Annotated in this window: 23 protein-coding genes; 12 read left to right on the forward strand and 11 right to left on the reverse strand. The window is 61.7% G+C overall.

The window, feature by feature from the left end; all coding sequences use genetic code 11:
- Positions 1-64: 64 nt before the first annotated feature.
- Entirely contained in the window at positions 65-1,111 is a 1,047-nt protein-coding gene (locus RIN13_RS04545) for a LacI family DNA-binding transcriptional regulator (protein WP_309106150.1), read from the reverse strand.
- A 31-nt stretch (positions 1,112-1,142) separates the two neighbouring features.
- Here RIN13_RS04545 and RIN13_RS04550 point away from each other — a divergent pair, with 31 nt between their 5' ends.
- Together RIN13_RS04550 and RIN13_RS04555 are read left to right on the forward strand one after the other, a co-directional pair.
- Entirely contained in the window at positions 1,143-2,423 is a 1,281-nt protein-coding gene (locus tag RIN13_RS04550) for an MFS transporter (protein WP_309106151.1), read from the forward strand.
- Positions 2,424-2,432: 9 nt separating this feature from the next.
- A complete protein-coding gene (locus RIN13_RS04555) occupies positions 2,433-2,903 on the forward strand; it encodes a GNAT family N-acetyltransferase (protein WP_309106152.1) in 471 nt (156 codons plus the stop codon).
- 97 nt (positions 2,904-3,000) lie between these two features.
- On the opposite strand, the gene RIN13_RS04560 is transcribed toward RIN13_RS04555, so the two are convergent.
- The 4 genes from RIN13_RS04560 to RIN13_RS04575 all read right to left on the reverse strand — a co-directional run bounded on the left by RIN13_RS04560 (position 3,001) and on the right by RIN13_RS04575 (position 8,375).
- Positions 3,001-4,098 (reverse strand): substrate-binding domain-containing protein, encoded by a 1,098-nt coding sequence (locus tag RIN13_RS04560; RefSeq protein ID WP_309106218.1) that lies wholly within the window; start codon positions 4,096-4,098, stop codon positions 3,001-3,003.
- A gap of 51 nt (positions 4,099-4,149) precedes the next feature.
- The gene (gene mmsB, locus RIN13_RS04565) at positions 4,150-5,430 is read right to left on the reverse strand and encodes a multiple monosaccharide ABC transporter permease (protein WP_309106153.1); all 1,281 of its coding nucleotides are present in this window, start codon (positions 5,428-5,430) and stop codon (positions 4,150-4,152) included.
- A 45-nt stretch (positions 5,431-5,475) separates the two neighbouring features.
- A complete protein-coding gene (gene mmsA, locus RIN13_RS04570) occupies positions 5,476-7,053 on the reverse strand; it encodes a multiple monosaccharide ABC transporter ATP-binding protein (protein WP_309106154.1) in 1,578 nt (525 codons plus the stop codon).
- A 131-nt stretch (positions 7,054-7,184) separates the two neighbouring features.
- Entirely contained in the window at positions 7,185-8,375 is a 1,191-nt protein-coding gene (locus RIN13_RS04575) for an ROK family transcriptional regulator (RefSeq protein ID WP_309106155.1), read from the reverse strand.
- A gap of 208 nt (positions 8,376-8,583) precedes the next feature.
- On the opposite strand from RIN13_RS04575, the gene RIN13_RS04580 reads away from it, so the two are divergent.
- Positions 8,584-9,378 (forward strand): carbon-nitrogen hydrolase family protein, encoded by a 795-nt coding sequence (locus RIN13_RS04580; protein WP_309106219.1) that lies wholly within the window; start codon positions 8,584-8,586, stop codon positions 9,376-9,378.
- Positions 9,379-9,389: 11 nt separating this feature from the next.
- On the opposite strand, the gene RIN13_RS04585 is transcribed toward RIN13_RS04580, so the two are convergent.
- Positions 9,390-11,006, reverse strand: a complete 1,617-nt coding sequence (locus RIN13_RS04585; RefSeq protein ID WP_309106156.1) for a PucR family transcriptional regulator — start codon at positions 11,004-11,006, stop codon at positions 9,390-9,392.
- A complete protein-coding gene (locus RIN13_RS04590) occupies positions 10,996-11,346 on the reverse strand; it encodes a hypothetical protein (protein ID WP_309106157.1) in 351 nt (116 codons plus the stop codon). The genes RIN13_RS04585 and RIN13_RS04590 overlap by 11 nt, the downstream gene beginning before the upstream one ends.
- A gap of 101 nt (positions 11,347-11,447) precedes the next feature.
- Between RIN13_RS04590 and RIN13_RS04595 the strand changes: the two genes are divergently transcribed.
- Both RIN13_RS04595 and RIN13_RS04600 read left to right on the forward strand, forming a co-directional pair.
- A complete protein-coding gene (locus RIN13_RS04595) occupies positions 11,448-12,974 on the forward strand; it encodes an amino acid permease (protein ID WP_309106158.1) in 1,527 nt (508 codons plus the stop codon).
- 50 nt (positions 12,975-13,024) lie between these two features.
- Positions 13,025-14,740 carry an NAD(P)/FAD-dependent oxidoreductase gene (locus RIN13_RS04600; RefSeq protein ID WP_309106159.1) on the forward strand — a complete coding sequence of 572 codons (1,716 nt, stop codon included), beginning with the start codon at positions 13,025-13,027 and terminating at the stop codon, positions 14,738-14,740.
- On the opposite strand, the gene RIN13_RS04605 is transcribed toward RIN13_RS04600, so the two are convergent.
- Both RIN13_RS04605 and RIN13_RS04610 read right to left on the reverse strand, forming a co-directional pair.
- Positions 14,708-15,670 (reverse strand): DUF817 domain-containing protein, encoded by a 963-nt coding sequence (locus RIN13_RS04605; RefSeq protein ID WP_309106160.1) that lies wholly within the window; start codon positions 15,668-15,670, stop codon positions 14,708-14,710. The genes RIN13_RS04600 and RIN13_RS04605 overlap by 33 nt on opposite strands.
- Positions 15,663-16,505, reverse strand: a complete 843-nt coding sequence (locus tag RIN13_RS04610) for an oxygenase MpaB family protein (protein WP_309106161.1) — start codon at positions 16,503-16,505, stop codon at positions 15,663-15,665. Before RIN13_RS04610 ends, RIN13_RS04605 begins: the two co-directional genes overlap by 8 nt.
- A 120-nt stretch (positions 16,506-16,625) precedes the next feature.
- On the opposite strand from RIN13_RS04610, the gene RIN13_RS04615 reads away from it, so the two are divergent.
- The gene (locus RIN13_RS04615) at positions 16,626-17,243 is read left to right on the forward strand and encodes a hypothetical protein (RefSeq protein ID WP_309106162.1); all 618 of its coding nucleotides are present in this window, start codon (positions 16,626-16,628) and stop codon (positions 17,241-17,243) included.
- Positions 17,243-17,473, forward strand: a complete 231-nt coding sequence (locus RIN13_RS04620; protein WP_309106163.1) for a helix-turn-helix transcriptional regulator — start codon at positions 17,243-17,245, stop codon at positions 17,471-17,473. Before RIN13_RS04615 ends, RIN13_RS04620 begins: the two co-directional genes overlap by 1 nt.
- Before the next feature lie 43 nt (positions 17,474-17,516).
- Here the strand turns inward: RIN13_RS04620 and RIN13_RS04625 are convergent, their stop codons facing one another.
- Together RIN13_RS04625 and purU are read right to left on the reverse strand one after the other, a co-directional pair.
- The gene (locus tag RIN13_RS04625; protein WP_309106164.1) at positions 17,517-18,041 is read right to left on the reverse strand and encodes a gamma carbonic anhydrase family protein; all 525 of its coding nucleotides are present in this window, start codon (positions 18,039-18,041) and stop codon (positions 17,517-17,519) included.
- Positions 18,042-18,085: 44 nt separating this feature from the next.
- Positions 18,086-18,946, reverse strand: coding sequence for a formyltetrahydrofolate deformylase (gene purU, locus RIN13_RS04630; RefSeq protein WP_309106165.1), 861 nt, complete (start codon positions 18,944-18,946; stop codon positions 18,086-18,088).
- 290 nt (positions 18,947-19,236) lie between these two features.
- On the opposite strand from purU, the gene glyA reads away from it, so the two are divergent.
- From glyA to RIN13_RS04655, 5 genes are all read left to right on the forward strand, one after another.
- Complete coding sequence (gene glyA / locus RIN13_RS04635) at positions 19,237-20,538, forward strand: serine hydroxymethyltransferase (protein WP_309106166.1); 1,302 nt, start codon at positions 19,237-19,239, stop codon at positions 20,536-20,538.
- Positions 20,539-20,540: 2 nt separating this feature from the next.
- Entirely contained in the window at positions 20,541-21,446 is a 906-nt protein-coding gene (locus RIN13_RS04640; RefSeq protein ID WP_309106167.1) for a bifunctional methylenetetrahydrofolate dehydrogenase/methenyltetrahydrofolate cyclohydrolase, read from the forward strand.
- Positions 21,447-21,646: 200 nt separating this feature from the next.
- Positions 21,647-22,636 carry an ABC transporter ATP-binding protein gene (locus RIN13_RS04645; protein ID WP_309106168.1) on the forward strand — a complete coding sequence of 330 codons (990 nt, stop codon included), beginning with the start codon at positions 21,647-21,649 and terminating at the stop codon, positions 22,634-22,636.
- Entirely contained in the window at positions 22,629-23,507 is an 879-nt protein-coding gene (locus tag RIN13_RS04650; protein ID WP_375164716.1) for an ABC transporter permease, read from the forward strand. Before RIN13_RS04645 ends, RIN13_RS04650 begins: the two co-directional genes overlap by 8 nt.
- The gene (locus tag RIN13_RS04655; RefSeq protein ID WP_309106169.1) at positions 23,504-24,337 is read left to right on the forward strand and encodes an ABC transporter permease; all 834 of its coding nucleotides are present in this window, start codon (positions 23,504-23,506) and stop codon (positions 24,335-24,337) included. Before RIN13_RS04650 ends, RIN13_RS04655 begins: the two co-directional genes overlap by 4 nt.
- The last annotated feature ends 38 nt before the right edge of the window (positions 24,338-24,375 follow it).

The raw sequence follows: 24,375 nt of genomic DNA on the forward strand, positions 1-24,375 counted from the left end.
CAGACGTGCGCGCTCTACTGCTGGAAGCAACTTCACCGCGGGATGTAGTCAGAGTTCCTTGTGGTTAGCGGGTGGTTCGCCCGACAAGCAGGCGCCAAGGCTGCGACCGGAATAGGCGGTTGCCTGTAATGACCGACTCAGCGCAGGCAGCTCCCTGTTGACGGAGATCCTGCTCTATTGTCGTGAGGCCTCGGTCCTGCCCGCTGGCGGACGCATCCCAACCGGTTACGGCAAGGTCCGCTGGAATCTGGATTCCGGCTTGGGTAGCGGCATCGAGGACGCCTCGGGCCTGCTCATCACTCATGGTGAGGATCAGATCCGGTCGGTCGCCGCTGCTGAACAGGCTTTCGGCGGCACGTACCGACTCGGTGGCGCTGTTGGTCGAACATACCCCAACAGGGATTCGGCTCCAGTGGAATCCTGCGGCGGTGATGGCATCCCGGAATCCGAGCAGCCGGTTCCGGGTCACAGGGAAGGTGGCTTCTGCGGGGTCCGGCCCCAGAGCGAGCGTTTCAGCTCGTAGTTTGGACAACGGAAAACTCACGATGGCCGGGCGCTTGCTCTGACGCAGCCCCTCCTCAGCGACAGCCCTTGCCGCCGCCCGATCGTCGATGCCTATCAGGCCGAATTCGTTTCTCAGCGGCCCGCCGTGGATGCTGACCGGGCGGCCTGTCATGGCTAAGGCGTCAAGGACCGGATCATCATCCGTAGTCGTCCACACCACAAAGCCGTCGGCGGCCGCCGCCCGGATGCGCTGGGCATCCTCTGTCGAACCGTTCGTGGGAAGGATGGTCATGGCCAGTCCGTGCCGGGCACAAACATCGGCTATCCCGGCAAGGAACCGTGTTGCCTGGGGATCGTCGAATGCGTAGGGAAGGCTCTCTCCCAAGACCACTCCAAGCGCCCCGCTGGTTCCCCGACGCAAGGATCTTGCGCTGGGGTCCGGTCCGGGATAACCCAGCAATTGCGCAGCGGCCAGAACTTTTTCCCGGGATGCGGCAGACACTCGCGACGGAGTGCTGTAAGTGTATGAGGCTGTCATCACGGAGACCCCTGCCGTGCGTGCCACCTCGCTGAGCGTGACCCGGGAACCTGAAGAGGAAACTGGCATAAACCCAGCATAGGTGTGTATCGTTACACAGATGAACCGCTCACCCGTGTCTGCTGCTCCAAATGTGTCTTTGGCCTCGTACATGTCGTTCGCAGCATTTGGGATTTTTTGGGGTACTTGGGGTGCGTCAATTCCCGGCCTCAGAGCACAGACTGGCATTTCCGATGGCCAGCTCGGGATGGCTCTGTTGTTTATTGGTGCCGGGGCACTGCCGGCCATGCTGCTGGTCGGCCGGGTGGTTGATCGGCTGGGGGTTCGCCTCACAGCCGCGGCCGCCCTTACTGCCCAAGGCGTTTCAGGACTGGTTATCGCAGTGGGTGCGATGGACTTCACCACCCTATGTCTTGGCCTTCTCCTTGTAGGTGCGGCCAGCGGCGCGGCCGACGTCGCAATCAACGCCGCGGCAGGGGCTGCGGAGCAGGCAGCAGCAAGGCCGGTAATTACGCGATCCCACGGCATGTTTTCCGCCTTCGTGGTCGTCTCTAGCCTTGGCACCGGACTGTCAGCCACGCTTGGTGCAACCGTCGTATTCTCCTTCGCCGTGGTTGGCGTGGCGTCGGTTCTTGTTGCTCTGTTTCTTCTGCTCGCACTTCCTCTCCAGAGTCCATCCGGTGCCGCTGCCGGTGCCGGCCCCGGAGTGAGGGAAGCGGGAGCAGAACTGAAGGACCGCGACAGCAACAGCGCCGGAGCTACTGTGGCGGTGTTACCCGTTCTCCTCCTTGGAGCTCTCGGCGCCTTAGCCTTCGCGGGCGAAAATGCCCATCAGAGCTGGTCAGCCGTGTTCTTTGAAGACGAGCTGCGAACCGGTCCCGGATTGAGTTCCACCGCCCCTGCTGTGTTCGCGACCGTGGTCGCTATCACCCGTTTCAGTGTCGGAGCCGTGAGAGCAACCCAGGCGCGAGGCGTGTTGATCATCGGCGCGGCCGGCGCCACTCTCGGCGCGGCGATTCTGGCCATTGCGACAACGACCAGCATCGCCTGGATCGGGCTGGCGGTCTCCGCTGCAGGCACGGCGGTCCTGTATCCGACCCTGTTGGGAATGCTATCCCGCTCCACCCGTGAGGAAGCGCGGGGGAGGGCCACATCCCTCCTCGCCACCGTGTCCTACTTAGGGTTCCTCCTTGGCCCGGCCTATGTTGGCCTGTGGTCCGAAGCCGCTGGCCTTCGTGGGGCGATGCTGGCCGTTGCTGGACTTTGCGCGGCCTTGCTCGCATTGACCCCGGTCCTCCTACCGATCTTCCAGCGCCTTTCTGCATCCACGTCGATACCGTCCTCAGGCAATCAGGAAGAGAGTATAAAGCGACGGCCGTAAGGTGGATGGATGACCATCACTCTCCGCCGCTATGAATCCCGGGACGCTGCAGCGACCCTGGACGTCTTCTATCGGGCTGTTCATGTGACTGCTGCCTCAAGCTATTCACCTGAGCAGATTGCGGTGTGGGCTCCTGAGGACATTGATGTGGAGTCTTGGGGGCGCAAGCAGATCACACGCAATGGAGTTGTCGCTGAAGTCGACGGTCAAGTTGCGGGTTTCAGTGATGTTGACGCGCAGGGATACATCGACATGATGTTCGTGGCCCCCGAACATGGCCGGACGGGTGTGGCAACAGCGCTGCTGTCTTGGATTGTGGTTGAAGCCTCCGGACGAGGGGCCAGCAGCCTCAGCACCAACGCCAGCGAAGCTGCCAAAAAGTTCTTTGAAAAGCATGGATTTAGGGCAGGTGAACATCGCCGGGTCCTCCGTGATGGAGTCATCCTGACCAACTACGCCATGAACCGGCCACTCTCTTAGACCGTCGCTCGTCTTAAAGCTCGGCCAAAGAAAGGAGCCCTGGCTCCCTTAGCGAACTAAGGGAGCCAGGGCTCTTGTGCTACTTGCCTACGGCGGACTACTTCGTGATCGGTCCGAGGATCGGATCGTCAGTGTAGGCCGTTTTGACGTTGGCGGCGGTCACAATGACCGGCTCCAGCAGATAGGCCGGGACGATCTTGACTTTGTTGTCGTAGGACTTGTCGTCGTTGATCTCAGGTGTCTTGCCGGCCTGGAGATCCTTCACCATGGTGATGGCGTGTTCAACGAGCTTGCGGGTGTCCTTGTTGATGGTGGAGTACTGCTCGCCCGCCATGATGGACTTGACCGACTCAACTTCTGAATCCTGCCCGGTGATGACAGGAGTCGGCTGTCCGGCAGCCTTGACCGAGGTCAGTACAGCGCGTGCCAGGGCGTCATTCGGAGACAGCACGCCATCGAGTGTCGCATTGCTGTAGCTGCCGGTCAGCAGGGTGTCTGCACGGCGCTGGGCGTTTTCTGTCTCCCACCCCTGCGTGACGGCCTGCTCGAAGCTGGTCTGGCCGGAAAGTACCTTGAGTGTGCCGTCGTCGATCTTAGGCTTCAGGACACTCATGGCGCCGTTGAAGAAGACAGCCGCGTTGGCGTCATCAGGAGAGCCGGCGAAGAGCTCGATGTTGTACGGGCCGGATGGCTTCTTGGCCTTCAAGCCGTCCAGCAGAGCCTGGCCTTGGAGCTCGCCCACTTTGAAGTTGTCGTAGGCCACGTAGTAGTCCACGTTCTCGGTGTTCAGCAGCAGGCGGTCATAGGCGATAACGGTGGCGCCGGCATCCTTGGCCTGCTTCAGCTGGGTACCGAGCTGGGCGCCGTCGATTGCACCAACAATGATGACCTTGGCACCCTTGGTGATCATTGCGCTGATCTGGTTCTGCTGCTCGGAAACGCCGCCGTTGGCGAACTGAACGTCCGCCTTGAAACCGGCGCTCGTGAGGCCGTCGTTGAACAGCTTCTCCGCGAGGACCCAGTTTTCGCTGGTCTTCTGGGGAAGCGCGACGCCGATGGAGGAGTCCTTCGGGAAGGCCTCGCCGCCGGCGGTTCCCCCCGTGGTGGGGGTTTCAGCGCGGCCGCAGGCTGTCAGCGCCAGTGCCGCAATGGCAGCGATTGCTGCTGCCTTTCCTGCTTTACCAATCAGTTGCATTTCTTGGTTCACTTTCTATAGGGGAGTGAGGAAGTGCTTTGCAGCCCGATTTCAGGCTTCTTTGGAAATGACCTCTTTGGTGGAGGTGGTCTCGTCTGGTTGGAGCGGGTTGCTGGGGCCGCCGGGGCGGCTGAAGTTCCTGGTCAGCAGCCCGATGATGGACGGCCTGCCCTGAGTCTTGTTGTAGACGTCGAAGGCAACAGCGATGAGCAAGACCATGCCCTTGATGATCTGCGTGAGGTCGGCGCCGACACCCATCAGCTGAAGACCGTTGTTCAGGACGGCCATCACCAGGCCACCCACGATCGAGCCAATCACCGTGCCCACACCACCGGTCACTGCGGCACCGCCAATGAAGACTGCAGCAATCGCGTCCAGTTCCCAGCCGACGCCGTCGAACGGGCCGGAGGCTGTGGAGCGTCCAACGAAGATCATGCCGGCCAGCCCGGCGAGGACTGACATGTTCATCATGACCAGGAAGTTGACCTTCTTTGACTGCACACCGGACAGCTCTGCTGCGTGCCTGTTTCCACCTACTGCGTACACGTGCCGCCCAATGACGGTCTTGGACGAGATGAAGCCGTAGATCAGGACAAGCACGGCCAGGATGAGACCCGGGATGGGGAATGAGGTGCCCGGACGCCCGGTTGCAAACAGGTACGTCGCGTAAAGAATGGCGCCACAGATAAGCACCAGCTTCAGGACGGTGACCCACATTTCGGGAACCTCGGCACCAAGTGCCTTCGCACGGTTCCGCGAGCGGAGCGCCCCGACAACCACAAAGGCGACGGCCACGAGGCCGAGCAGCAGGGTCAGGTTGTTGTAGCCGGTGCTCGGTCCCACCTCCGGCAGATAGCCTGAGCCAAGGAACTGGAAGTCAGCGGGAACAGGGATCGTGTTGGATTTCCCGACGAACTGGTTGAAGCCTCGGAAGAGCAGCATGCCGGCCAGCGTCACAATAAATGCGGGAATACCCACGTAGGCCGTCCAGAACCCCTGCCAGGCGCCGATCAGCACACCAAGGCCCAGGCCCAGCAGCACGCCCAGGTACCAGGGGATGCCCCAATCACGGATGGCCAGCGCAACAGTGACGCCGACGAAGGCAGCGACCGAGCCAACCGAAAGGTCGATGTGCCCTGCGATAATCACCAGGACCATGCCGATGGCAAGGATCAGGATGTACGAGTTGCCGTTGAAGAGGTTGATGACGTTGCCCGGGGTAAGCGTTCTGCCCTCTGTGGCAATCTGGAAGAAGATGATCAGGGCAACCAAGGCAAAGATCATCCCGAATTGACGGGTATTTCCGCCAAAAAGCTTCTTGAGCGGGTTCATGGTTTCAGTCCTCGTATCTGGAAGGATCTGGAGTGTTCCAGAGGGTCAGGCGGTCTTACGGGCGGAAGTCATCAGTTTCATGAGGCTTTCCTGGCTGGCTTCCTCTTTGTTCAGGACACCGGTGATGGAGCCTTCGAAGATGGTGTAGATGCGGTCCGAGAGCCCCAGGAGCTCCGGCAATTCTGAGGAAATAACGATGACGCCCTTCCCCTGGTTTGCCAGCTGCTGGATGATCCCGTAGATCTCGTACTTGGCCCCGACGTCGATGCCGCGGGTGGGTTCGTCCAGGATCAGCAGGTCCGGATCAGTGAACATCCATTTGGAGAGCACCACCTTCTGCTGGTTCCCACCGGAAAGCTTGGACACTCCTTCCTGAACCGAAGGGGTCTTTGTCCGCAGGGATTTCCGGTACTGCTCGGCGACCGTGAATTCCTTGTTGGTATCCACCACGCTGTTTTTGCTGATTGCCTTCAGGTTTGCCGAGACCGTGGTGGTCTTGATGTCATCCAGCAGGTTCAGTCCGAGGCTCTTGCGGTCCTCAGTGACATAGCCCAGGCCGGCGTCGATCGCCTGACGGACGCTGCGGAGATGGATTTCCTTGCCGTCCTTGTAGACATGCCCGGAAATGAACCGGCCGTACGAGCGGCCAAAGACCGAGCGCGCCAACTCCGTGCGGCCCGCCCCCATCAGACCGGCGAAGCCGACGATCTCGCCACGCCGCACAAAGAAGCTGGAGTTCTTGCAGACCAGGCGGTCCTGGATCTGAGGGTGACCCACTGTCCAGTTCTTGACCTCGAAGAAAACCTCGCCGATCTTGGGCTCATGATCAGGGAACCGCGATTCGAGGGTCCGGCCCACCATTCCCTTGATGATGCGGTCCTCATCCACGCCGTCGGCCTTCACGTTCAGCGTCTCGATCGACTTGCCGTCGCGGATGATGGTGATGGAATCGGCGATCTGCTCGATCTCGTTCAGCTTGTGGGAAATGATGATGGACGTGATTCCTCTGCCCTTCAGGCCCAGGATCAGGTCCAGAAGGTGCTGGGAATCCGATTCATTCAATGCCGCTGTGGGCTCATCGAGGATCAGGATCTTGACGGACTTGTTCAGGGCCTTGGCGATTTCCACGAGCTGCTGTTTGCCGACGCCGATTTCCTTGATGGGGGTATCCGGATCCTCCCGGAGCCCCACACGCGCCAACAGTTCGGTGGAACGGATGCGGGCTTCCGCCCAGTCGATCACACCGCGTTTGGTGGGTTCGTTGCCCAGGAAGATGTTCTCCATGATGGAGAGTTCCGGGATGAGGGCGAGCTCCTGGTGGATGATCACGATGCCCGCGTGCTCGCTGGCCCGGATGTCCTTGAAATGCTGGACTTCGTTTTGGTAGACGATGTCGCCGCTGTAGCTGCCGTAGGGGTAGACACCGGACAGGACTTTCATCAAAGTCGATTTGCCGGCCCCGTTCTCGCCGCAGATCGCGTGGATCTCGCCGGCCTTCACGCGGAGGTTCACATCGGCCAATGCTTTAACGCCGGGGAACTCCTTGGTGATAGAGCGCATCTCGAGGATTGTCGGTTCGTTGTCTGTGCTGAGGGATTCACCTTGCGTATCCAGGGACGTCATTTGCCCTTACGCCTCCAATGCATTGACTTCGTTGTCCGCCCAGCAAATCGCAGGGCCGTCTGATGAGAAAGTAAACTGGATCGCTGCCCTTGTCGTCAAGTAGTTAACGCAACAGCCCGATAACGAAAACGTTACTCCCTTCTGATTCCCGAGTGCTGGAATACCAAAGCCGCAGCTCCGAGCGCTTCTGCACGGTTGCCCAGGGATGACATGGTCAATGTGGTGGTTTCGCCAATGACGGGGACTGCGTGCCTGACCAGCCCGCGCCTGATGGGGTCCAGAAGCAGGCTGCCCAGACCCGCCAGCGGACCGCCCACAACGATGACTTCGGGGTTGATCAGGTTGGCCACATTTCCCAGGGCGCGGCCCACCGCCAGGCCCGCGTCATCGACTACGCGGAGGGTTGCGGAGTCCCTCGCCAGGGCCTTCCGGACGATGTCCTCAGGGGCCAGTGGCTTCTCCTCACCCCTGCTCAGGAGTTCGATCATGGTAGTGGTGGAAGCGATGGTTTCCAGGCATCCGCGGTTGCCGCAGCGGCAGATCAGCCCGTGTTCGTGAATGGTGGCATGGCCGATTTCTCCGGTGATCCCAACATTGCCGTAGTAGGGCGCGCCGTTGAGGATCAGCCCGGCCCCAATGCCGGATCCGATCTTCATAAACATGAGGTTGCTGATGCCGCTATGAGGTCCCCACGTCACCTCGGAGAGGGCGCCGAGATTGGCGTCGTTGTCAACAAAGACGGGGAAATTGAGGGCTTCTTCCAGACTGTGCAGGATATTGATTCCGACCCATTCCGGCAGGATGGCGCCCTGCGCGACGGTGCCCGTCCGGCGGTCAATGGGGCCGGGTATTCCGACGCCGGCACCCACCACTGCGCGCCGTTCAACACCGCCTTCCTCGAGGAGTTTTCCCAGCAGTTCAACGGCTGTGCGGATGCCTTCCTCAGCGCTGTGTCCCAGCGGCAGGAGCACCGTTTCCTCAGCAATGATGTGGTATCCGAGCGAGGCCAGGACCACCCGCAGGTGCCTGCGTCCGAAATCGATTCCGACTGCTACAGCGCCGTTGCTGTTGAGGCGCACATTCAGGGCCCGGCGCCCTGAACTGGTGGTCGGCTCGGTGGACGCCAGACCGGCGTCGAGCATGATCCTGACGATGTTGGACACTGTGGCCGTGGAGAGTCCCGTCTGACGCGCGAGGTCAGCCTGGGTCGACGGACCACTCAGAAGGCACTGGATGATCCGCTGTTGGTTCAGTTGTCTGAGGGCAGACTGTGAACCGGGGTTTTGGGGTCTGCTCTTCGTCGAGCGCGATGTGCCGGGCATGAAATGAAGCGTGCACCATCACGCCCCTTGCAGTCAAGAAGTTAACGCAAACATCGAGGCCCGTGATCAAGAACTCGGGGGACAAACTGCCCACCTAAATAGCAGGACGGGTCCAAATGCACCCCCTCAGATGGAGGAAGCGTCGCTAGTCTGAAGAGGGAGATTCGACGAGCGGGCGGATCCGCACAGGGAAAGTGGAGTGGTAGTGGTGCTGTTGGCCGTGATGCAGGCGACCTCCGTGGTGCTGGATGTTGAAGCGAACTGCCGCACTTTGGATGAGGCTGCGGGCAAAGCCGCTGCCGCCGGTGCCGACCTGCTGCTGACTTCCGAGCTCTTTCCGGTCGGCTACGCGCCCCTTAGGGTGCGGAACGAGCTTGATCCGGGGAGACTTCCCGCCATTCGGCGCATGCTCTCCGAAACAGCCCGGACGCACGGGATTGCGCTGGTCTACAGCTTGCCTGCTGTGACTGACGAGGGCCAGTGGCGCATCACTGCCACCCTCCTTGATGGTCAGGGGAACGAGCTGATCAGCTATGAAAAGGTGCATTTGTTCGGAGCCGAGGAGCGTGAGGCGTTCACGCCTGCCGAAGCACCTCCCGGCGTCGTGGATTTCCTCGGCATTCCAACCTCACTGCTGATCTGCTACGACGTCGAGTTCCCCGAGCCGGTACGCGCCGCAGCGGTCCGCGGCGCCGAACTGATCTTGGTTCCTACGGCCTTGTCCGAAGGGTTCGAAGCCGTACCCCAGGTGCTGCTGCGCGCCAGGGCCCTCGAAAGCCAGCTGACAGTGGCCTATGCCAACCACAGCGGCGTGGAAGACGGATGTACATTCCTTGGCGGCAGCGTGGTGGCAGGTCCGGATGGCGCCCTACTGGCCGCTGGAGGCTCAGACGACGAATTGCTGTTTGCCACGGTTGATCCGGGGGCAGCAAAGGCCGCCCGGTCAGCAGTTCCCTACCTCCGGGAGCGCAGGCCTGATCTTTACCGTTCCTGGGAGGAATGAGCCACAGAGGACTAGGCGGAAACCTCCGGCAGGCCGGGAACTTCATCGGCATACTGGAGCGCGAACCAGAGTTCCGCACGTACGCTGGCCTGATTGAGGTCCACGTCCAACAGCCCGCCGAGAGCGTTGATCTGCCGGCGCACACTGTTCCGATGCAGGCCCAGGGCCTTCGCTGTAGCATCCCAACTCCCGTTTTCGCCCAGCCAGGCGCGCAGGACTGCCACCTGCGTGGTGCGGCGCTCGGCGTCCTGATTGAGGACCGGCTCCAACAGCCGGGCGGCAAGCATCCTCCCGGCGTCGCGCCCCAAAAGTCCTTCAACTGACCAGCTGACCTCGTCCACCCTGGCGCTCCTGCCTGTCGTTTTGACCCTGGGACGGAGCGAGGTCACACGCTGATAGGCGGCAGCAAGCCCCGTCAATTCGGTGGCATCTCCAATAGCGAGGCGCCAACCGAGCTTTTCGATATCGGCCAAAAGTGCGTCGTCCACCTTCAGCCGCGTGATCGCGGTGAAGCCGTAACCGGTGATCTCCACGAGCTTGGTGTCCAGCATCCGCCGCCATTGCAGGAGCTCCCTGACGGGACTGTCGCCCGCAGGCCAGGCGGGGGAATCCCTCTTGATCCCGTGCTCGGTCTTGATCCCCTGAACCACGCGGAGAGGTGCGGAGCGTGAGGAGCCTGTGCTTTGCGCCAACAGGTCCTTCATAGCGTTAATGTGCCGGGTTCCCCCAGTTGCCAGGCTGTCCGGATGCAGCAGCAGGGCAGTCGCCAGCTGGCTTGGTGCCAGGGAACCGCTGGTCCGCTGGCGCACCAGCAGTTCCAGGAGGCCGACGGCGGATGACACCACGCTGTTCTGCGCCGGAGTCAGGGACTTGTCGCTGCCCAGGACCAGGCCGCCCAGATTGGCATCCCGGGTGCTTCGCAAGGGGTGTCCGAGTACCTGGGAGGAGCCGGGGGAATTCAGGCTGTCGGTTTCCACGCGGGGTCCGCTTCCGGAAAGAAGGCGGCCCAGCAGTGGCTGCAGCCTGGCCAGCTCCGGGACAGCGCCCGCACGTGCCCGGGCCCTTCCGTCAGCCCCCACCAGAAGAGCCCAACAGGGGACGCGCTGCGCCAGGGCGGCGAGGAGTTCGTGCTCCGGCCTGGCCGAGAGCACGGCTCTCATCAGTTGCCGGTTGGTGTCCGCCAATTCCCGCAGCAGCCGGGCCTTATCTGATTCCAGCAGTTGGGAGAATTCAAGGCCCAGGGCCGCGAACGGTACGGTGTGCGGGATCTCCACAAGGGTCAGGTTGTGGCGGCTGCAAGCCTGAACGACGGTGTCGGGAACCGCCTTGAAATAGGGTTCCAGGCCGAAGCCAAGGGCTGTCACGCTGGCCTGAACGATCCTCGCCACATAGGCATCGACCCTGTCCGCAGTACCGCCTTCGCCCACGAAGGGCAGGCCGGAGGTGAGGAGGAACTCGCCATCGAGCAGGTAGGGTGTTGGGTCCTCCAGCTCGCTTGGCTCAACCCAGCGCAGCGCCCTGGTGCGGTTGCCGCCGTCGTGCAGGATGCTTAACTCCGGCGGCAACTGCGCAAGGAACTGTTCGAGCGTAACGGCGCTCAGGCCTTCGGTTCCGGCATCATGCGACATTGGGGGCGCCTCTGTGGAACTCCTCATAATCACGGCACTCGTAAGCACGCGGCAGCCGGGGTGCTATCCGGTTGATGATCTCATCGCCATGGCTGCCTATGGCAGCTCCCCAGTCATCAGCGCTCGCTCCGGTGCCTGGATCTCCAAATAGCACAGCCGTGTCACCAACGCACACTCCACCCGGTTCGGGGAGCACACCGAGCTGGGCAACGCTGCCCACTGACATGTCGACGTCGTGTTCCGCGGCTTCGACGTTGCTTGAAATTGCCGAGAGGTCCACGCTGGCCTGCCCTGAAAACACTGCGCCCGCAGTGCTTGCGTCCTGTGCATTTTGTCTCATGGCAGATCACTATAGGTCATTTTGCACAACCATGAGAGGTGGCTCACATGCGAAACTTGGTCGAGGGAAATTGACTCACTACTCACGAACGGACGTCAACGATGACTCTGCCAACCATCACCGGACAGAAGCCCGCGGCCGCCCCGGAAGGGGGTGGACAGCGCACCGGCCTGACTGCGCAGCTGCTCCGCCGAAAGCCGATCGGCCAGATGCTCAGTGAGGCGGAAGGCAGCCAGGACGCTCCGAAGCTGGTCCGCAGCTTTGGCGTGCTGCAGCTGACCATGATCAGCGTGGGAGCCACGCTCGGAACGGGGATCCTGGTGATCCTTGGCGAATCCGTGCCGCTGGCCGGTCCGGCAATCTGGATCTCCTTCGCCATTGCCGGCCTCGCTGCGCTGCTGTCCGCCGTTTCCTATGCCGAGATGGCCGGCCTCGTGCCCGTCGCGGGCTCGAGTTACTCCTACAGCTACGCCACCATGGGCGAGGGCATGGCGTGGATCTGCGGCTGGTGCCTTGTTTTGGAATACGCGGTTTCTGTTGCTGCGGTAGCCGTCGGGGCGGGACAATACGTCAACGAAACCCTGGCTGTCTTCGGTAACGTCCTTCCGGATGCGGTCTCACAGCCGCCGGGCGAAGGCGGGATGATGAACATCCCGGCCATGGTGATCGTGGTGCTTGCCATGATGCTGCTGGTGCGTGGCGCCAAGGAGAGCGCATGGATCAACACCGCGATCGTCGTCGCCAAAGTAGGAATCCTCGTCTTCTTCTGCGCAGTGGCCTTCACTGCCTTCAACGCCGGAAACTTCGAGCCTCTCCTGCCGATGGGGGCCGCAGGTGTTTCCGCCGCCGCTTCCAGCGTCTTCTTCTCCTACATCGGTTTCGACGCCGCTTCCACCGCGGGCGAGGAAGCGCGGAACCCGAAGCGGGACCTGCCGAGGGCCATCATGCTGTCAATGGTCATCGTCACAACCATCTATGTCCTCGTCGCCGTGGCTGCCGTCGGTGCCAGGCCGTGGGGCTGGTTCGATGGAACTGATGCTGCCCTGGTCCGCATCCTTGAGGAAACCACCGGCCAGCCTTGGATCGCGCTCGTTTTTTCGGTAGGTGCCGTCCTGGCCATTGCCTCCATTGTGCTCACCGTCCTCTACGGGCAAACCCGCATCCTGCTCTCGATGTCGCGCGATGGGCTGATTCCGAGGATCTTCGGCCGGGTTTCCCGCCGGACAGGAACGCCGGTGGCCGGAACGCTCATCGTGGGCATCGCCGTCGCCCTCACAGCAGGACTCGTGCCGCTTGGGGCCCTCGCGGACGCCACCAGCATCGGAACCCTCTTTGCCTTTGCCCTGGTCAACGTCGCAGTCATTTACCTGCGGCGTGCCCGGCCCGAACTGGAGCGGACCTTCCGCGTTCCGCTGTTTCCGCTGACTCCGATCCTCGGCGCGGCCATGTGCGGATACCTCATGCTTAACCTCGGTGCCGATACTTGGATGGTCTTCGGACTGTGGATGCTCGTGGGCGTCGCCGCATACTTCAGCTACGGCCGACGCAACTCGCGGGTAGCCGCATTGAGCCAAGAGGAATACCGTGAACTAACACGTCACCGGTCCTCCGAATACCAGTCCTCCTGATGACCTCCGTATCTCCAGTCCGCTCCTGAACTGACAAAGGCAGACCTCCCATGACCACCGCCACTGAATTGCCGGCTTCCGATCCTTCGAGCACCCTGGACACTCCCGGTCCCATCACCATGCTGAACCCGGACTTCCCGTTCAGCTACGACCACTATCTGGCCCACCCCAATGGCCTCGGCTCGGTGCCACCGGAGTTGTACGGAACAGAAGTGGCCATCATCGGCGCTGGTCTTTCCGGACTTGTCACAGCCTATGAACTGATGAAACTTGGGCTGCGCCCCGTGGTGTTCGAGGCCGACCAGATCGGTGGACGGCTGCGGACGGCCAACTTCCCGTCGGCCCCTGACGTGGTGGCGGACCTTGGTGGCATGCGCTTCCCTGTTTCCGGCAAGGCGTTCTACCACTACGTTGACCTGCTCGGGCTGCAGACTCAGGATTTCCCCAACCCGCTTGCGCCCGGCACCTCCAGTACGGTGATTGAGCTCGCGGGGGAGAAGCACTACGCCACCACTTCAGCGGACCTGCCGCCGTTTTTCCGTGAGGTGGCGGAGGCCTGGAAGCATGCAGTGAACGACGGCGCCCGGTTCAGTGAGATGCAGCAGGCCATTCGTGCGAGGGACACCGCCCGGATCAAGGAAATCTGGAATGATCTGCTCCCGGAGCTTGACGAACAGACGTTTTACGGGTTCATAGCGGAAAGCAAGTCCTTCAAGGACGCGGGTTTTGCACACCGCGAGGCGTTCGGGCAGGTGGGTTTTGGGACAGGCGGCTGGGACACCGACTTTCCCAACTCCATTCTGGAAATCCTCCGCGTTGTTTATACCGACGCCGACGACCAGCACCGCATGATAAGCGGCGGCGCGCAGAGGCTACCGGAGGCACTGTGGAAGCACACGCCTTCGGGCATGGCCCACTGGCCCGAAGGCACGTCCCTTTCCTCACTGCATTCCGGATCGCCCCGCGGCGCCGTTGACAGGATCGTCCGTGCAAACAGCGCCGATCTCCCCGCTCGTAGCTTCCTCGTGCGGGAGCGGTGGGGCCGCGAGGCTGCCTACCCGGCTGTCGTCACCACCTGCCAGTCATGGTTGCTGTCCACCAGGATCCACACCGAGGAGGCGCTGTTTCCCGCTCAGCTGTGGACAGCGATTGAACGCTCCCACTACATGCAGTCGTCCAAGACGTTTGTGATGGTGGACAGGCCGTTCTGGAAGGACATTGATCCGGACACGGGACGGGAAGTCCTCTCGATGACCCTGACGGACCGGCTGAACCGGGCCACTTACCTGCTCGACGACGGTCCCGACAAGCCTGCTGTCATCCTCCTGTCCTATACGTGGAACGATGACGCCCTCAAGTGGCTGGCCCTGGATGCGGACCAGCGTGTGGAACTCATGCTGCATTCGCTCGAGCAGATCTATCCCGGTGTGGACATCGCCAGCCACATCATCGGACAGCCCATCACCGTCTCGTGGGAAGCCGAACCCAACTTCATGGGAGCTTTCAAAGCCAATCTGCCAGGGCATTACCGCTACCAGCAGCGGCTTTTCTCGCACTTCAAGCAGGACAAACTTCCAGAGCACCAGCGGGGGATCTTCCTGGCCGGGGACGACGTATCCTTTACCGCCGGTTGGGCGGAAGGCGCCGTGACCACCGGATTGAACGCCGTCTGGGGAGTGGTGAACCATCTGGGTGGGCAGTCCGCTCCGGAAAATCCCGGGCCGGGTGAGCTGCTAGAGGACCTGGGTCCGATCGACCTCGACTGAACCCCCCACGGATGGCTGCCCGGCGTTTGTTTCCTCTTTTGATTCTTCGGGAGCCGCGGCGTCGGCGTCCGGTGGGTAAGGCTTGTAAACCCAGGCGACCAGCACCACCGAGATGATCATTAGGAGGAACCAGGAGACAAGCTTGTCGAGGGACACGAGGTGCCAGCCGTTCGCTTGACTTGGATACAGCCAAGCATTGGACCAGGTTGCGATGTTCTCGGCGATCCAGATGAAGAGGCTCACCAGCAGAAACGATAGGACCAACGGCATTCTGAAGTGCCTGCGGAACACCCGGAAGTGCATCATGCACGGGCCGAAGATGACGGCAATTGCGGCGAGCAGAATCCAGCGGGCATCCGGAAGAAAGTGATGGGAGAAAAAATTCAGATAGATGGCGCTGGCCAAAACAGCTGTGATCCAGCGCTTGGGGTAACGGGAAAACCGCAGGTTAAAGATGCGGTAAACGCGCACCATGTAGGAGCCCACGGCCGCATACATGAAGCCGCTGAAGAGTGGAACGGCTCCGAGGCGCAAAAGACCGTCGGCCTCGTAGGACCAGGACCCAACGCTCGTTTTGAAAAGCTCCATGCCCGTTCCCACCACGTGGAACAGCACAATCACCCGCAACTCGCGGAGGGTTTCAAGCCTGGTGAGGACCATCAGGACCTGGATGGCAATAGCGGCCAACGTCAGGAAGTCATTCCTGGCCAGTACTGCACCGTCCGGGTACCAGAGGCGCACCGCCAGGATGACAGCGAGGAGCAGTGCACCAAAAACACACGCCCAGGCTTGTTTCAGTCCGAAGACTCCGAACTCGACCAGCCTGGAGCGTAGGCCCCAGGGAGTTACCTTGTCGAGGTACTGGTGAGCCCGTTGATGCAGGAACTGTTCAGTGGAAGTACCGTCGCCTCCGGCAGCAGGCTTAGGCATCTGCCCTGCGTAGATCGGCTGACGGCGCGATTGAGCGGGGTGGGGCTGAGTGGGGTGCTTGACCCACGCTGTCGATTTGGCCCAGGTAGTGGTCCCTCGGCCAATGCCTGACCCGCTGCGGCAGAAGAGGATTGACAACGGCCAGCAGGCGCATTGTCCTTTCGAAGCGCCGACGCCGGCCCTTACCCCACGGCAGCCTGAAGTCCTCCCGAAGCGAGTCGGGCAGGAGGCCGGCGGTGAGGAGCCGTGCCAGGGGCATGGTGAGCCGCAGCCACACCGGCACAGCGGAGGGATACAGCAGGTCCCGAGCCACCCGGACCGCGACCTCGTCCACCTTCATGCTGGCAAGGCTTCGGTTCCAGTACTCACGGAACGCTGAGCGGTCAGCCGGCCACATCTCCTCGGGGAGCTGCAGGGCCGTCCCGATCTTCGCGTACTCGCGGTAAACGGCATCGGCGGAATCGTCGTCAAGCGGGCCATGGATTCGTTCATAGACAGTCACGGCGGTGTCGTAAAGGGTGGCCACCACCCAAAGCTGGGAATCGCCGTCGAAAGCGTTGTAACCCTTGGAATTGATGCCAGCCTGGCGGCGGACCGGCGCGTGGGCACGGTTGACGCTGCGCCGCATGGCTGCCAATTGCTCCGGTGAACCGTAGATCACGGCGTAGACATAACTCATGGTGGTACGCAGCCGGTCCAGCGGCCGTTCCGTAAAATTGCTGTGCTCAGCCACGGCGTGGCCGACCGAGGGATTGGCAATCTGCAGCAGGACGGCACGCCCTGCCCCGGCCAGCAGGACGCCCTCGGCCCCGATGTCGGCGAGTCTACGAACCATTCAGACACCATACCCGAGGGGGCAGAGACGTGTCCCCAAACCGGCCAGCCTCTCAGGTATTGAAACAGTTATCGATTATCGTTATATTAACGGTAATCGATAACTTCTTTGGATTGGGGATTGACTGTGGTTACTAGGCTTGCTCATTTGGACCGCAAGGTTGCTTTGCTGGTCGCCGTTCTCTTTGGACTGGCAGCCCTTGGCATCGGCATCTCAGTACTGGTCACCCTTGTTACCGGGTTAGCGGACACCCCTGTCCTGCGGGTGCCTCTCGAGAACCTGGAAACACCCGCACTTGGGGCGGGCAACAGTGAAGTCCTCGAAGCTGCGTACGCCACTGCGGATATTCAGCCGGCCAGTCTTACCTCCACCGAAAGGTATTCCTTGATGGCATCCGGGCTCCTGGGCGCTCTCGCTGGTCTGTTGACCTCAGCGACTCTGGGCATGATCAGTTGGTCCGTGTACCGCGATGCGGGGTTCGGAAAGCAGCTAGCAAGGGCGATCGGAATTTCGGGGATGATGGTGATGGTGTGGGGTGCCGCGCACCCCCTGATTGAAGGGATCGTTCACCACTCTGTCCTCGAGCGGGTCGGATTACTGCCGGAGCGGGATGCTGGGACTTTCTTCCTGGCACAACTTGATTTGTGGCCAATCGCGGTGGGTCTTGGTGCCGCCGGTCTCGCGAGCATGTTTGAGACCGGCCGGCGTCAGCAGGCGGAATTGGACGGACTGGTCTGATGCCGCCCGCCCCAGAAGAAGAGCAGCGAATTCATTGCAGGCTCGATGAACTCCTCGAGGCCAGAGGCATGACCTTAACTGAGCTCAGTCAGCAAGTAGGTGTCAGTATTGTTAACCTGTCGGTGCTGAAAAACGACCGGGCTCGAGCGATCCGATTTTCCACCCTGTCTGCAATCTGCAGAGTCCTCGACTGCACAGTCGGTGACTTGCTGGTGGTTGCCACGTCTTAGTGGAGCACTGCAGGGAATGGAAGCGGGAACAACGGCGACAGACCTAGTGCCCGGCTTGTTCCCCGCGGTGGGCGCGGGCAAGCTCCACGTACCGCTCGGCATTGCGCCGGACGCCGTCGAACTCTTCCTCGCTCAGTTCCCGCCGTACCTTTGCGGGCACGCCGGCAACGAGCGAACGCGGCGGAACTACCGTTCCCTCAAGGACGACGGCGCCTGCCGCCACGAGCGAACCGGCGCCTATCACTGCCCCGTTAAGGATGGTGGCGCTCATCCCGATAAGGCACTCATCCTCAACGGTGCAGCCGTGGACGACGGCGCTGTGCCCGACGCTGACGCCCGCCCCGATAATGCAGGGGAAGCCCGGATCCGCGTGCAGCACCACGTTGTCCTGGAGGTTGCTTCCCGCTCCGACGGTGATCGTGGCGGTGTCGGCCCTTACTGAGACCCCGAAGAATGCGCTGGCATTTTCGGCGAGCGATGCCCTGCCGATGATAGATGCCGTGGGGGCCACAAAAACTGAGTCGTGGACCTCCGGGGTGTTGCCGTCGAAGGTGTAGAGGGGAGCCATGGGTACAGCCTAGAGGACCCCTCCACAGCGCCGCTCAAAGACCGTCAGTTGAAGACAACAGTCCTGTTGCCGTCCAGCAGCACACGGTGTTCGGCGTGCCACTGCACAGCCTGTGCCAGTGTGCGGCCTTCCACGTCCCGGCCCATCTGCACGAACTGTTCGGCGGTCCTGCGGTGGTCCACCCGGATGACCTCTTGCTCAATAATGGGCCCCTCATCCAGGGCAGCAGTGACGTAGTGGGCGGTGGCGCCAATCAGTTTCACGCCGCGGGCATGGGCCTGGTGATAGGGTTTCGCCCCCTTGAAGGAGGGCAGGAATGAGTGATGGATATTGATGGCTTTGCCTGTGAGCTCGGTGCACAGGGAGTCTGAGAGGACCTGCATGTAGCGGGCAAGTACCGTGAGCTCGACGTCGTTCTCGGCCATGATGGCCCGCAATGCATCCTCAGCGTCCACCTTGGTTTCAGGGGTGACGGGAATGTGGTGGAACGGGATCCCGTAGAACTCAGCAAGGCCCTGGAGGTCCCGGTGGTTGGAGACGATGGCGGGGATCTCAATGGGCAAGGTTCCCGAGCGCTGCAGGAACAGCAGGTCATTGAGGCAGTGCGCAGACTTGCTGGCCATCAGCAGCGTCCGAACCCTGCGTCCGGCCGGGTTGAGCGTCAACTGCATGTCGAAAGCCCGGGCAACGGGATCCAACGATGTGTGCAGCTCTGCCTGGGAGGCAGTGGTGGTGGCCTCCACCCTCATAAAGAACGTTCCGGTCGCCTGGCTGCCATACTGCTGCGAGTCCGTAATGTTACATCCGGCCAGCAGGAGAGCGCCGGCGACGGCATGCACAATCCCGGGCCGGTCGGGGCAGGAGAGGGTTACAACGTACGAGTCGTTCAGCAGGTCTTCAGTCACGGAAACCAGCCTACCCGCGCGGGGGTGGCTCCTGTTGTACGCTTAACCGGTCGCAACTGGCGTTGGGTGGCTAACCACCAGGGAGCGGCACTCACGAAGACCACGGATCGTACGCCTGGGCCGAGGGTCATGTTTTGCCGGATGGCAGTGCATGTTGCTGCCGCCTCTTGCTGTGGTTCTCCGTAGCGGCTGTCCCAGTGTTCAAGGGCACCCGTAACCAACGGGCGGAGCCATTCGCCAGCCGGTAGCCTGACCTTTAGCAGTAACCGTTCCCTAGCCAGGAGTTCTTCGTGACTACTTCCACTCCCACGACCTCGTCAGTGGTCAGCAACCAATCGCTGGCCGAGCTTGACCCCGAAATCGCAGCAGTCCTGGACCAGGAGCTCGGCCGTCAGCGCGGCACCCTGGAAATGATTGCCTCCGAGAACTTCGCTCCCCGCGCCGTGATGGAAGCCCAGGGCTCTGTCCTGACGAACAAGTACGCAGAAGGCTACCCGGGACGCCGCTACTACGGCGGCTGTGAATATGTCGACGTCGCTGAGCAGTTGGCCATCGACCGCGTCAAGACACTGTTCGGTGCCGAGTACGCCAACGTCCAGCCTCACTCCGGTGCACAGGCAAACGCCGCGGCGCTCTCGGCCATGATCACCCCTGGTGACAAGATCCTGGGCCTGTCACTGGCCCACGGCGGACACCTTACGCACGGCATGAAGCTGAACTTCTCCGGCAAGCTCTACAACGTGGCCGCTTACCAGGTGGAAGAGGACAACTTCCGCATCGACATGGACAAGCTGCGTCAGCAGGCCATTGCGGAGAAGCCTCAGGTCATCATCGCGGGCTGGTCGGCCTACCCCCGCCACCTTGACTTCGCCGCCTTCCGCTCCATTGCAGACGAGGTAGGAGCACTGCTCTGGACCGACATGGCGCACTTCGCCGGACTGGTGGCTGCAGGCCTTCACCCGAGCCCGGTGCCGCACTCCGACGTCGTTACCTCCACTGTCCACAAGACGCTTTCCGGTCCCCGCTCCGGCGTGATCCTGGCGAAGCAGGAGTGGGCCAAGAAGCTGAACTCCAACGTCTTCCCGGGCCAGCAGGGCGGACCCCTCATGCACGTTATTGCCGCCAAGGCTGTCGCGTTCAAGATTGCCGGCACCGAAGAGTTCAAGGAGCGCCAGGAACGCGTCCTTGAAGGTGCCAAGATCATTGCTGACCGCCTCACCCAGTCCGACGTCGCCGAAGCTGGCGTCTCGGTTCTCACCGGCGGCACCGACGTCCACCTGGTCCTGGTGGACCTGCGTAACTCGCAGCTCGATGGCCAGCAGGCCGAGGACCTCCTGCACTCGGCGGGCATCACCGTCAACCGAAACGCTGTCCCGTTCGACCCCCGCCCGCCGATGGTCACCTCCGGCCTGCGCATCGGTACGCCCGCCCTGGCCACCCGCGGCTTCGGCGCGGCGGAATTCACAGAGGTCGCAGACATCATCGCCACCGCCCTCAAGTCCGGCGCTGCCACCGACGTCCGGGCGCTCCAGACCCGTGTGGACAAACTCGCCGCCGACTTCCCGCTGTATCCGCAGCATGAGCAGTGGTAAGCATGGTTTCCACCGGCTCTCAGGGCACTGCCCGGGTTCTTGACGGCAAGGCAGTGGCTGCTGCCATCAAGACGGAACTGACTGAGCGCGTCACCGCACTTAAGGCCAAGGGAGTAGTTCCCGGCCTTGGCACTGTGCTGGTGGGCTCCGACCCGGGAAGCACCTGGTACGTGGCCGGAAAGCACAAGGACTGCGCAGAGGTTGGCATCACGTCCATCCGGCGCGACCTCCCGGATAATGCCACCCAGGAGGAGTTGCTTGACGTTATCCGGGAGCTGAATGAGAACCCGGACTGCACCGGCTACATCGTCCAGCTTCCGTTACCCAAACACATCGACCAGGACGTCATCCTTGAGGCCATGGACCCTGACAAGGACGCCGATGGCCTGCACCCGATGAACCTCGGACGGCTTGTGGCCAACGTCAGCGGACCGATGAAATCCCCTTTGCCCTGTACTCCCAAGGGATGCGTGGAGTTGCTGACCCGTCACGGGATCGATCTCAACGGCAAGCGGGTGCTGGTGGTAGGCCGCGGTGTCACCATCGGCCGCCCGGTTGGATTACTCTTGACCCGCAAAGACGTCAACGCCACGGTCATTCTGGCCCACACAGGCACCACAGACCTGCCCGCCGAACTCCGGCAGGCCGACGTCGTGATTGCCGCTGCCGGCCAGCCGCACATGATCAAGGCACAGGACCTCAAACCGGGGGCCATAGTGCTCGACGTCGGTGTGAGCCGTGTGGACGACGGCAACGGTAAGGCTGTTGTCACCGGAGACGTTCATCCTGAGGCCGCCGATGTTGCAGCCTGGTTGTCGCCCAACCCGGGCGGCGTGGGTCCGATGACCCGCGCGATGCTGCTTGAGAACGTAGTGGAATCAGCGGAGCGGCAAGCGGGACTGGCTTGACTCGGGCTGTAGCCGCGTAAAGCTGCGCAGTTGTGAATCGAAAAAGGGTATCCGGCCATTGAGTGGCCGGGTACCCTTCGTCTTTAATGACTGCCCCGTATTTGGGACTACGGCCGGGCTCTGTGGAATATCCCAAATCGAATGGATTTTTTGAGAGGGAACTCTTTCTTTGTTCGAATATGAGTACTAGCGTTAGGTGGGTGCCAGAACTCGTGTCGAAAGAAAAAGCATCCTCCCGCCCTCCCCGTAATGACAGCAAAGACGCCGACGAGTACGTCATTTCCGCGCAGAACCTCAGCAAAACCTACGGCGACGTCATCGCCGTCGACGATATTTCCTTCAATGTCCCGGCTGGTGAAGCCTTTGGGCTGCTTGGGCCGAACGGCGCGGGCAAGTCGACCACCATGAAGATGATCGGTGGCGTCTCGCAGCGCACTTCCGGCCAACTCACCATCATGGGCCTTGATCCTGACCAGCATGGACCTGAGGTGCGTGCCCACTTGGGGGTTGTGCCGCAGCAGGACAACCTGGACGAGGAACTGCGTGTCCGCGACAACCTCCTGGTCTATGGACGCTACTTCGGGCTGCCCATGAGCTACCTGCGGCCCAAGGCTGACGAACTCCTCCAATTTGCGCAGCTGACGGACAAGGCGAAGTCCAAGGTGGATGCGTTGTCCGGCGGCATGAAGCGCCGCCTGACCATTGCGCGCTCGCTGATCAATGAGCCACGGATCCTGTTGCTGGACGAACCCACCACCGGCCTTGATCCCCAGGCGCGCCACATCCTCTGGGACAGGCTCTTCCGACTCAAGGAACAAGGCGTCACGCTGATCCTGACCACCCACTATATGGATGAGGCTGAACAGCTCTGCGACCGGCTGATCGTGGTGGACAAGGGAAAGATTATGGCTGAAGGATCCCCGGCCAGCTTGATCAGGGAGTACTCCACCCGTGAAGTGCTGGAATTGAGATTCGGGTCCGAACGCAATACTTCCATTGGTGCGGAGCTGGTGGGAATCGGCGAAAGGATTGAGACCCTTCCGGACCGGGTGCTCATTTATGCCGAGGACGGGGAAGCCGCTCTTGAACAGGTGTCTGCCCGCGGCCTCCATCCCCTGACGTCGCTGGTCCGCCGGTCGTCGCTCGAAGACGTATTCCTTCGCCTCACAGGGAGGAGCCTCGTTGACTGAACCGCAAGCAGCAACTGTTTCAGGCGGCGGCGGAGCGGGTCCAGTTACGCTCCGCCGCGCGCATTCTCCGGAGATCTCTGCCGCCCGTGCCCGCCGCTGGGGTGCTTTCTACTACATGGAACAGGTCCTTCGCGTGATGAAGGGCTACAGCTGGACCATCGTGATGTACGGGGTAGGGCAACCTGTCGCCTACCTGTTCGCCATGGGGGTGGGATTGGCCACCCTCGTGGATGCCAACAGCACCTCAGCGTTCGGCGGGGTGAGCTATCTTGTGTTCATCGCCCCTGCCCTGCTGGTCTCCGCCTCCGTGATGACAGCAGCCAACGAATTCACGTTCCCCGTGATGGACGGCTTCAAGTGGCGCCGCATCTATTACGGCCCCCATGCTTCACCGTTGACCCCGTCACAGATCGCCAGCGGGCACGCCATGGCTGTCACCCTGCGCTTCGTGGTCCAATCCGCCCTTTACTTCGTGGTTGTGGCGCTCTTCGGCGCCTCGCCCAGCGGCTGGGGATGGGTATCCGTGCTGGTGGCAACCCTCGCCGGATTGTCCTTCGGGCTTCCCCTGATGGCCTATTCAGCTTCGATCAAGGAAGACAAAGGCCAGTTCGCTATGGTTATGCGCTTCATCGTGATGCCGTTGTTCCTGTTCTCCGGCACATTCTTTCCGCTCGACACCTTGCCGCTGGTGGTGCGCTGGATCGGCTGGATCTCGCCCATCTGGCATGGCACTGAGCTGGGGAGGGTCTTCAGTTACGGCTACGAGGAGGCTCCGCTCCTGACCATCGTCCACATCGTGTTCCTCATCAGCCTGGCGGCCGTGGGATGGGTTCTGACCAAGCGGCAGTTCGAGAAAAGGATGGCCTCATGAGCGTCCTCACCGAGGGCCACAGCGTTACCGAGGCCGCTCGCAACAGGTCCTTCGGTCCTCTCTATTCACGCAACGTCAAGGCGGTAGTGGCGCGCGGCCTCATGGCAACCAAGAGCAGCAACTGGATGGTGATGCTCTCGGGATTCTTCGAACCTGTGCTGTTCCTTATTTCCATGGGGGTCGGGCTCGGAGCCATTGTTGGTACGGTCCAGGGTCCGGGCGGTTCGGAAATCAGTTACACCGCCTACATCGCCCCGGCGTTGCTGGCTGTTTCGGCCATGAACGGAGCGGTCTACGACTCCACTTGGAATGTGTTCTTCAAGATGAACTTCGCCAAGCTGTACCAGGGGATGCTCTACACCTCACTGGGTCCTCTTGACGTGGCCATGGGGGAGATCTTCCTGGCGCTGCTGCGCGGGCTGCTGTACGCCACAGGCTTCACCGCCGTGATGGGCCTGATGGGCCTGATCACCACGCCGTGGGCGCTGCTCATGATTCCAGCGGCGGTGCTTATAGCTTTTGGGTTTGCCAGCTTCGGCATGGGTATCACGAGTTTCATGAAGACCTTCCAGCAGATGGACTGGATCAACTTCGTGATGCTCCCGATGTTCCTCTTCAGCGCCACCTTCTACCCGCTCAGCGTCTACCCGCAGACCATCCAGTGGTTCATCCAGGCGATGCCGCTCTGGCATGGGGTGGAGCTCCTACGGCAAATCAGCGTGGGCGTGTTCACCCCGGCCACTCCAATCCACGTTGGCTACTACCTGGTGATGATCGTGCTGGGTGTACTCCTGACCACCGGACGGCTCCGCAAGTTGTTCCTGAAGTAGGCTCCTCAAGTTGTCGTGAAGCCGTTGCTCCGTTCGCC

The organism is Arthrobacter sp. (genome assembly GCF_031179985.1).
Lineage (GTDB): Bacteria > Actinomycetota > Actinomycetes > Actinomycetales > Micrococcaceae > Arthrobacter.

Bases quoted from the DNA above. Each gene is read 5' to 3' on its own strand.
- RIN13_RS04590 (WP_309106157.1), bottom strand. From the start codon at position 11,346: ATGAGACAAAATGCACAGGACGCAAGCACTGCGGGCGCAGTGTTTTCA.
- RIN13_RS04595 (WP_309106158.1), top strand. From the start codon at position 11,448: ATGACTCTGCCAACCATCACCGGACAGAAGCCCGCGGCCGCCCCGGAA.
- RIN13_RS04545 (WP_309106150.1), bottom strand. From the start codon at position 1,111: ATGCCAGTTTCCTCTTCAGGTTCCCGGGTCACGCTCAGCGAGGTGGCA.
- RIN13_RS04550 (WP_309106151.1), top strand. From the start codon at position 1,143: ATGAACCGCTCACCCGTGTCTGCTGCTCCAAATGTGTCTTTGGCCTCG.
- RIN13_RS04605 (WP_309106160.1), bottom strand. From the start codon at position 15,670: ATGCCTAAGCCTGCTGCCGGAGGCGACGGTACTTCCACTGAACAGTTC.
- RIN13_RS04610 (WP_309106161.1), bottom strand. From the start codon at position 16,505: ATGGTTCGTAGACTCGCCGACATCGGGGCCGAGGGCGTCCTGCTGGCC.
- mmsA (WP_309106154.1), bottom strand. From the start codon at position 7,053: ATGACGTCCCTGGATACGCAAGGTGAATCCCTCAGCACAGACAACGAA.
- RIN13_RS04620 (WP_309106163.1), top strand. From the start codon at position 17,243: ATGCCGCCCGCCCCAGAAGAAGAGCAGCGAATTCATTGCAGGCTCGAT.
- RIN13_RS04560 (WP_309106218.1), bottom strand. From the start codon at position 4,098: ATGCAACTGATTGGTAAAGCAGGAAAGGCAGCAGCAATCGCTGCCATT.
- RIN13_RS04625 (WP_309106164.1), bottom strand. From the start codon at position 18,041: ATGGCTCCCCTCTACACCTTCGACGGCAACACCCCGGAGGTCCACGAC.
- RIN13_RS04640 (WP_309106167.1), top strand. From the start codon at position 20,541: ATGGTTTCCACCGGCTCTCAGGGCACTGCCCGGGTTCTTGACGGCAAG.
- RIN13_RS04655 (WP_309106169.1), top strand. From the start codon at position 23,504: ATGAGCGTCCTCACCGAGGGCCACAGCGTTACCGAGGCCGCTCGCAAC.
- RIN13_RS04575 (WP_309106155.1), bottom strand. From the start codon at position 8,375: ATGCCCGGCACATCGCGCTCGACGAAGAGCAGACCCCAAAACCCCGGT.
- RIN13_RS04585 (WP_309106156.1), bottom strand. From the start codon at position 11,006: ATGTCGCATGATGCCGGAACCGAAGGCCTGAGCGCCGTTACGCTCGAA.
- RIN13_RS04600 (WP_309106159.1), top strand. From the start codon at position 13,025: ATGACCACCGCCACTGAATTGCCGGCTTCCGATCCTTCGAGCACCCTG.
- mmsB (WP_309106153.1), bottom strand. From the start codon at position 5,430: ATGAACCCGCTCAAGAAGCTTTTTGGCGGAAATACCCGTCAATTCGGG.
- RIN13_RS04555 (WP_309106152.1), top strand. From the start codon at position 2,433: ATGACCATCACTCTCCGCCGCTATGAATCCCGGGACGCTGCAGCGACC.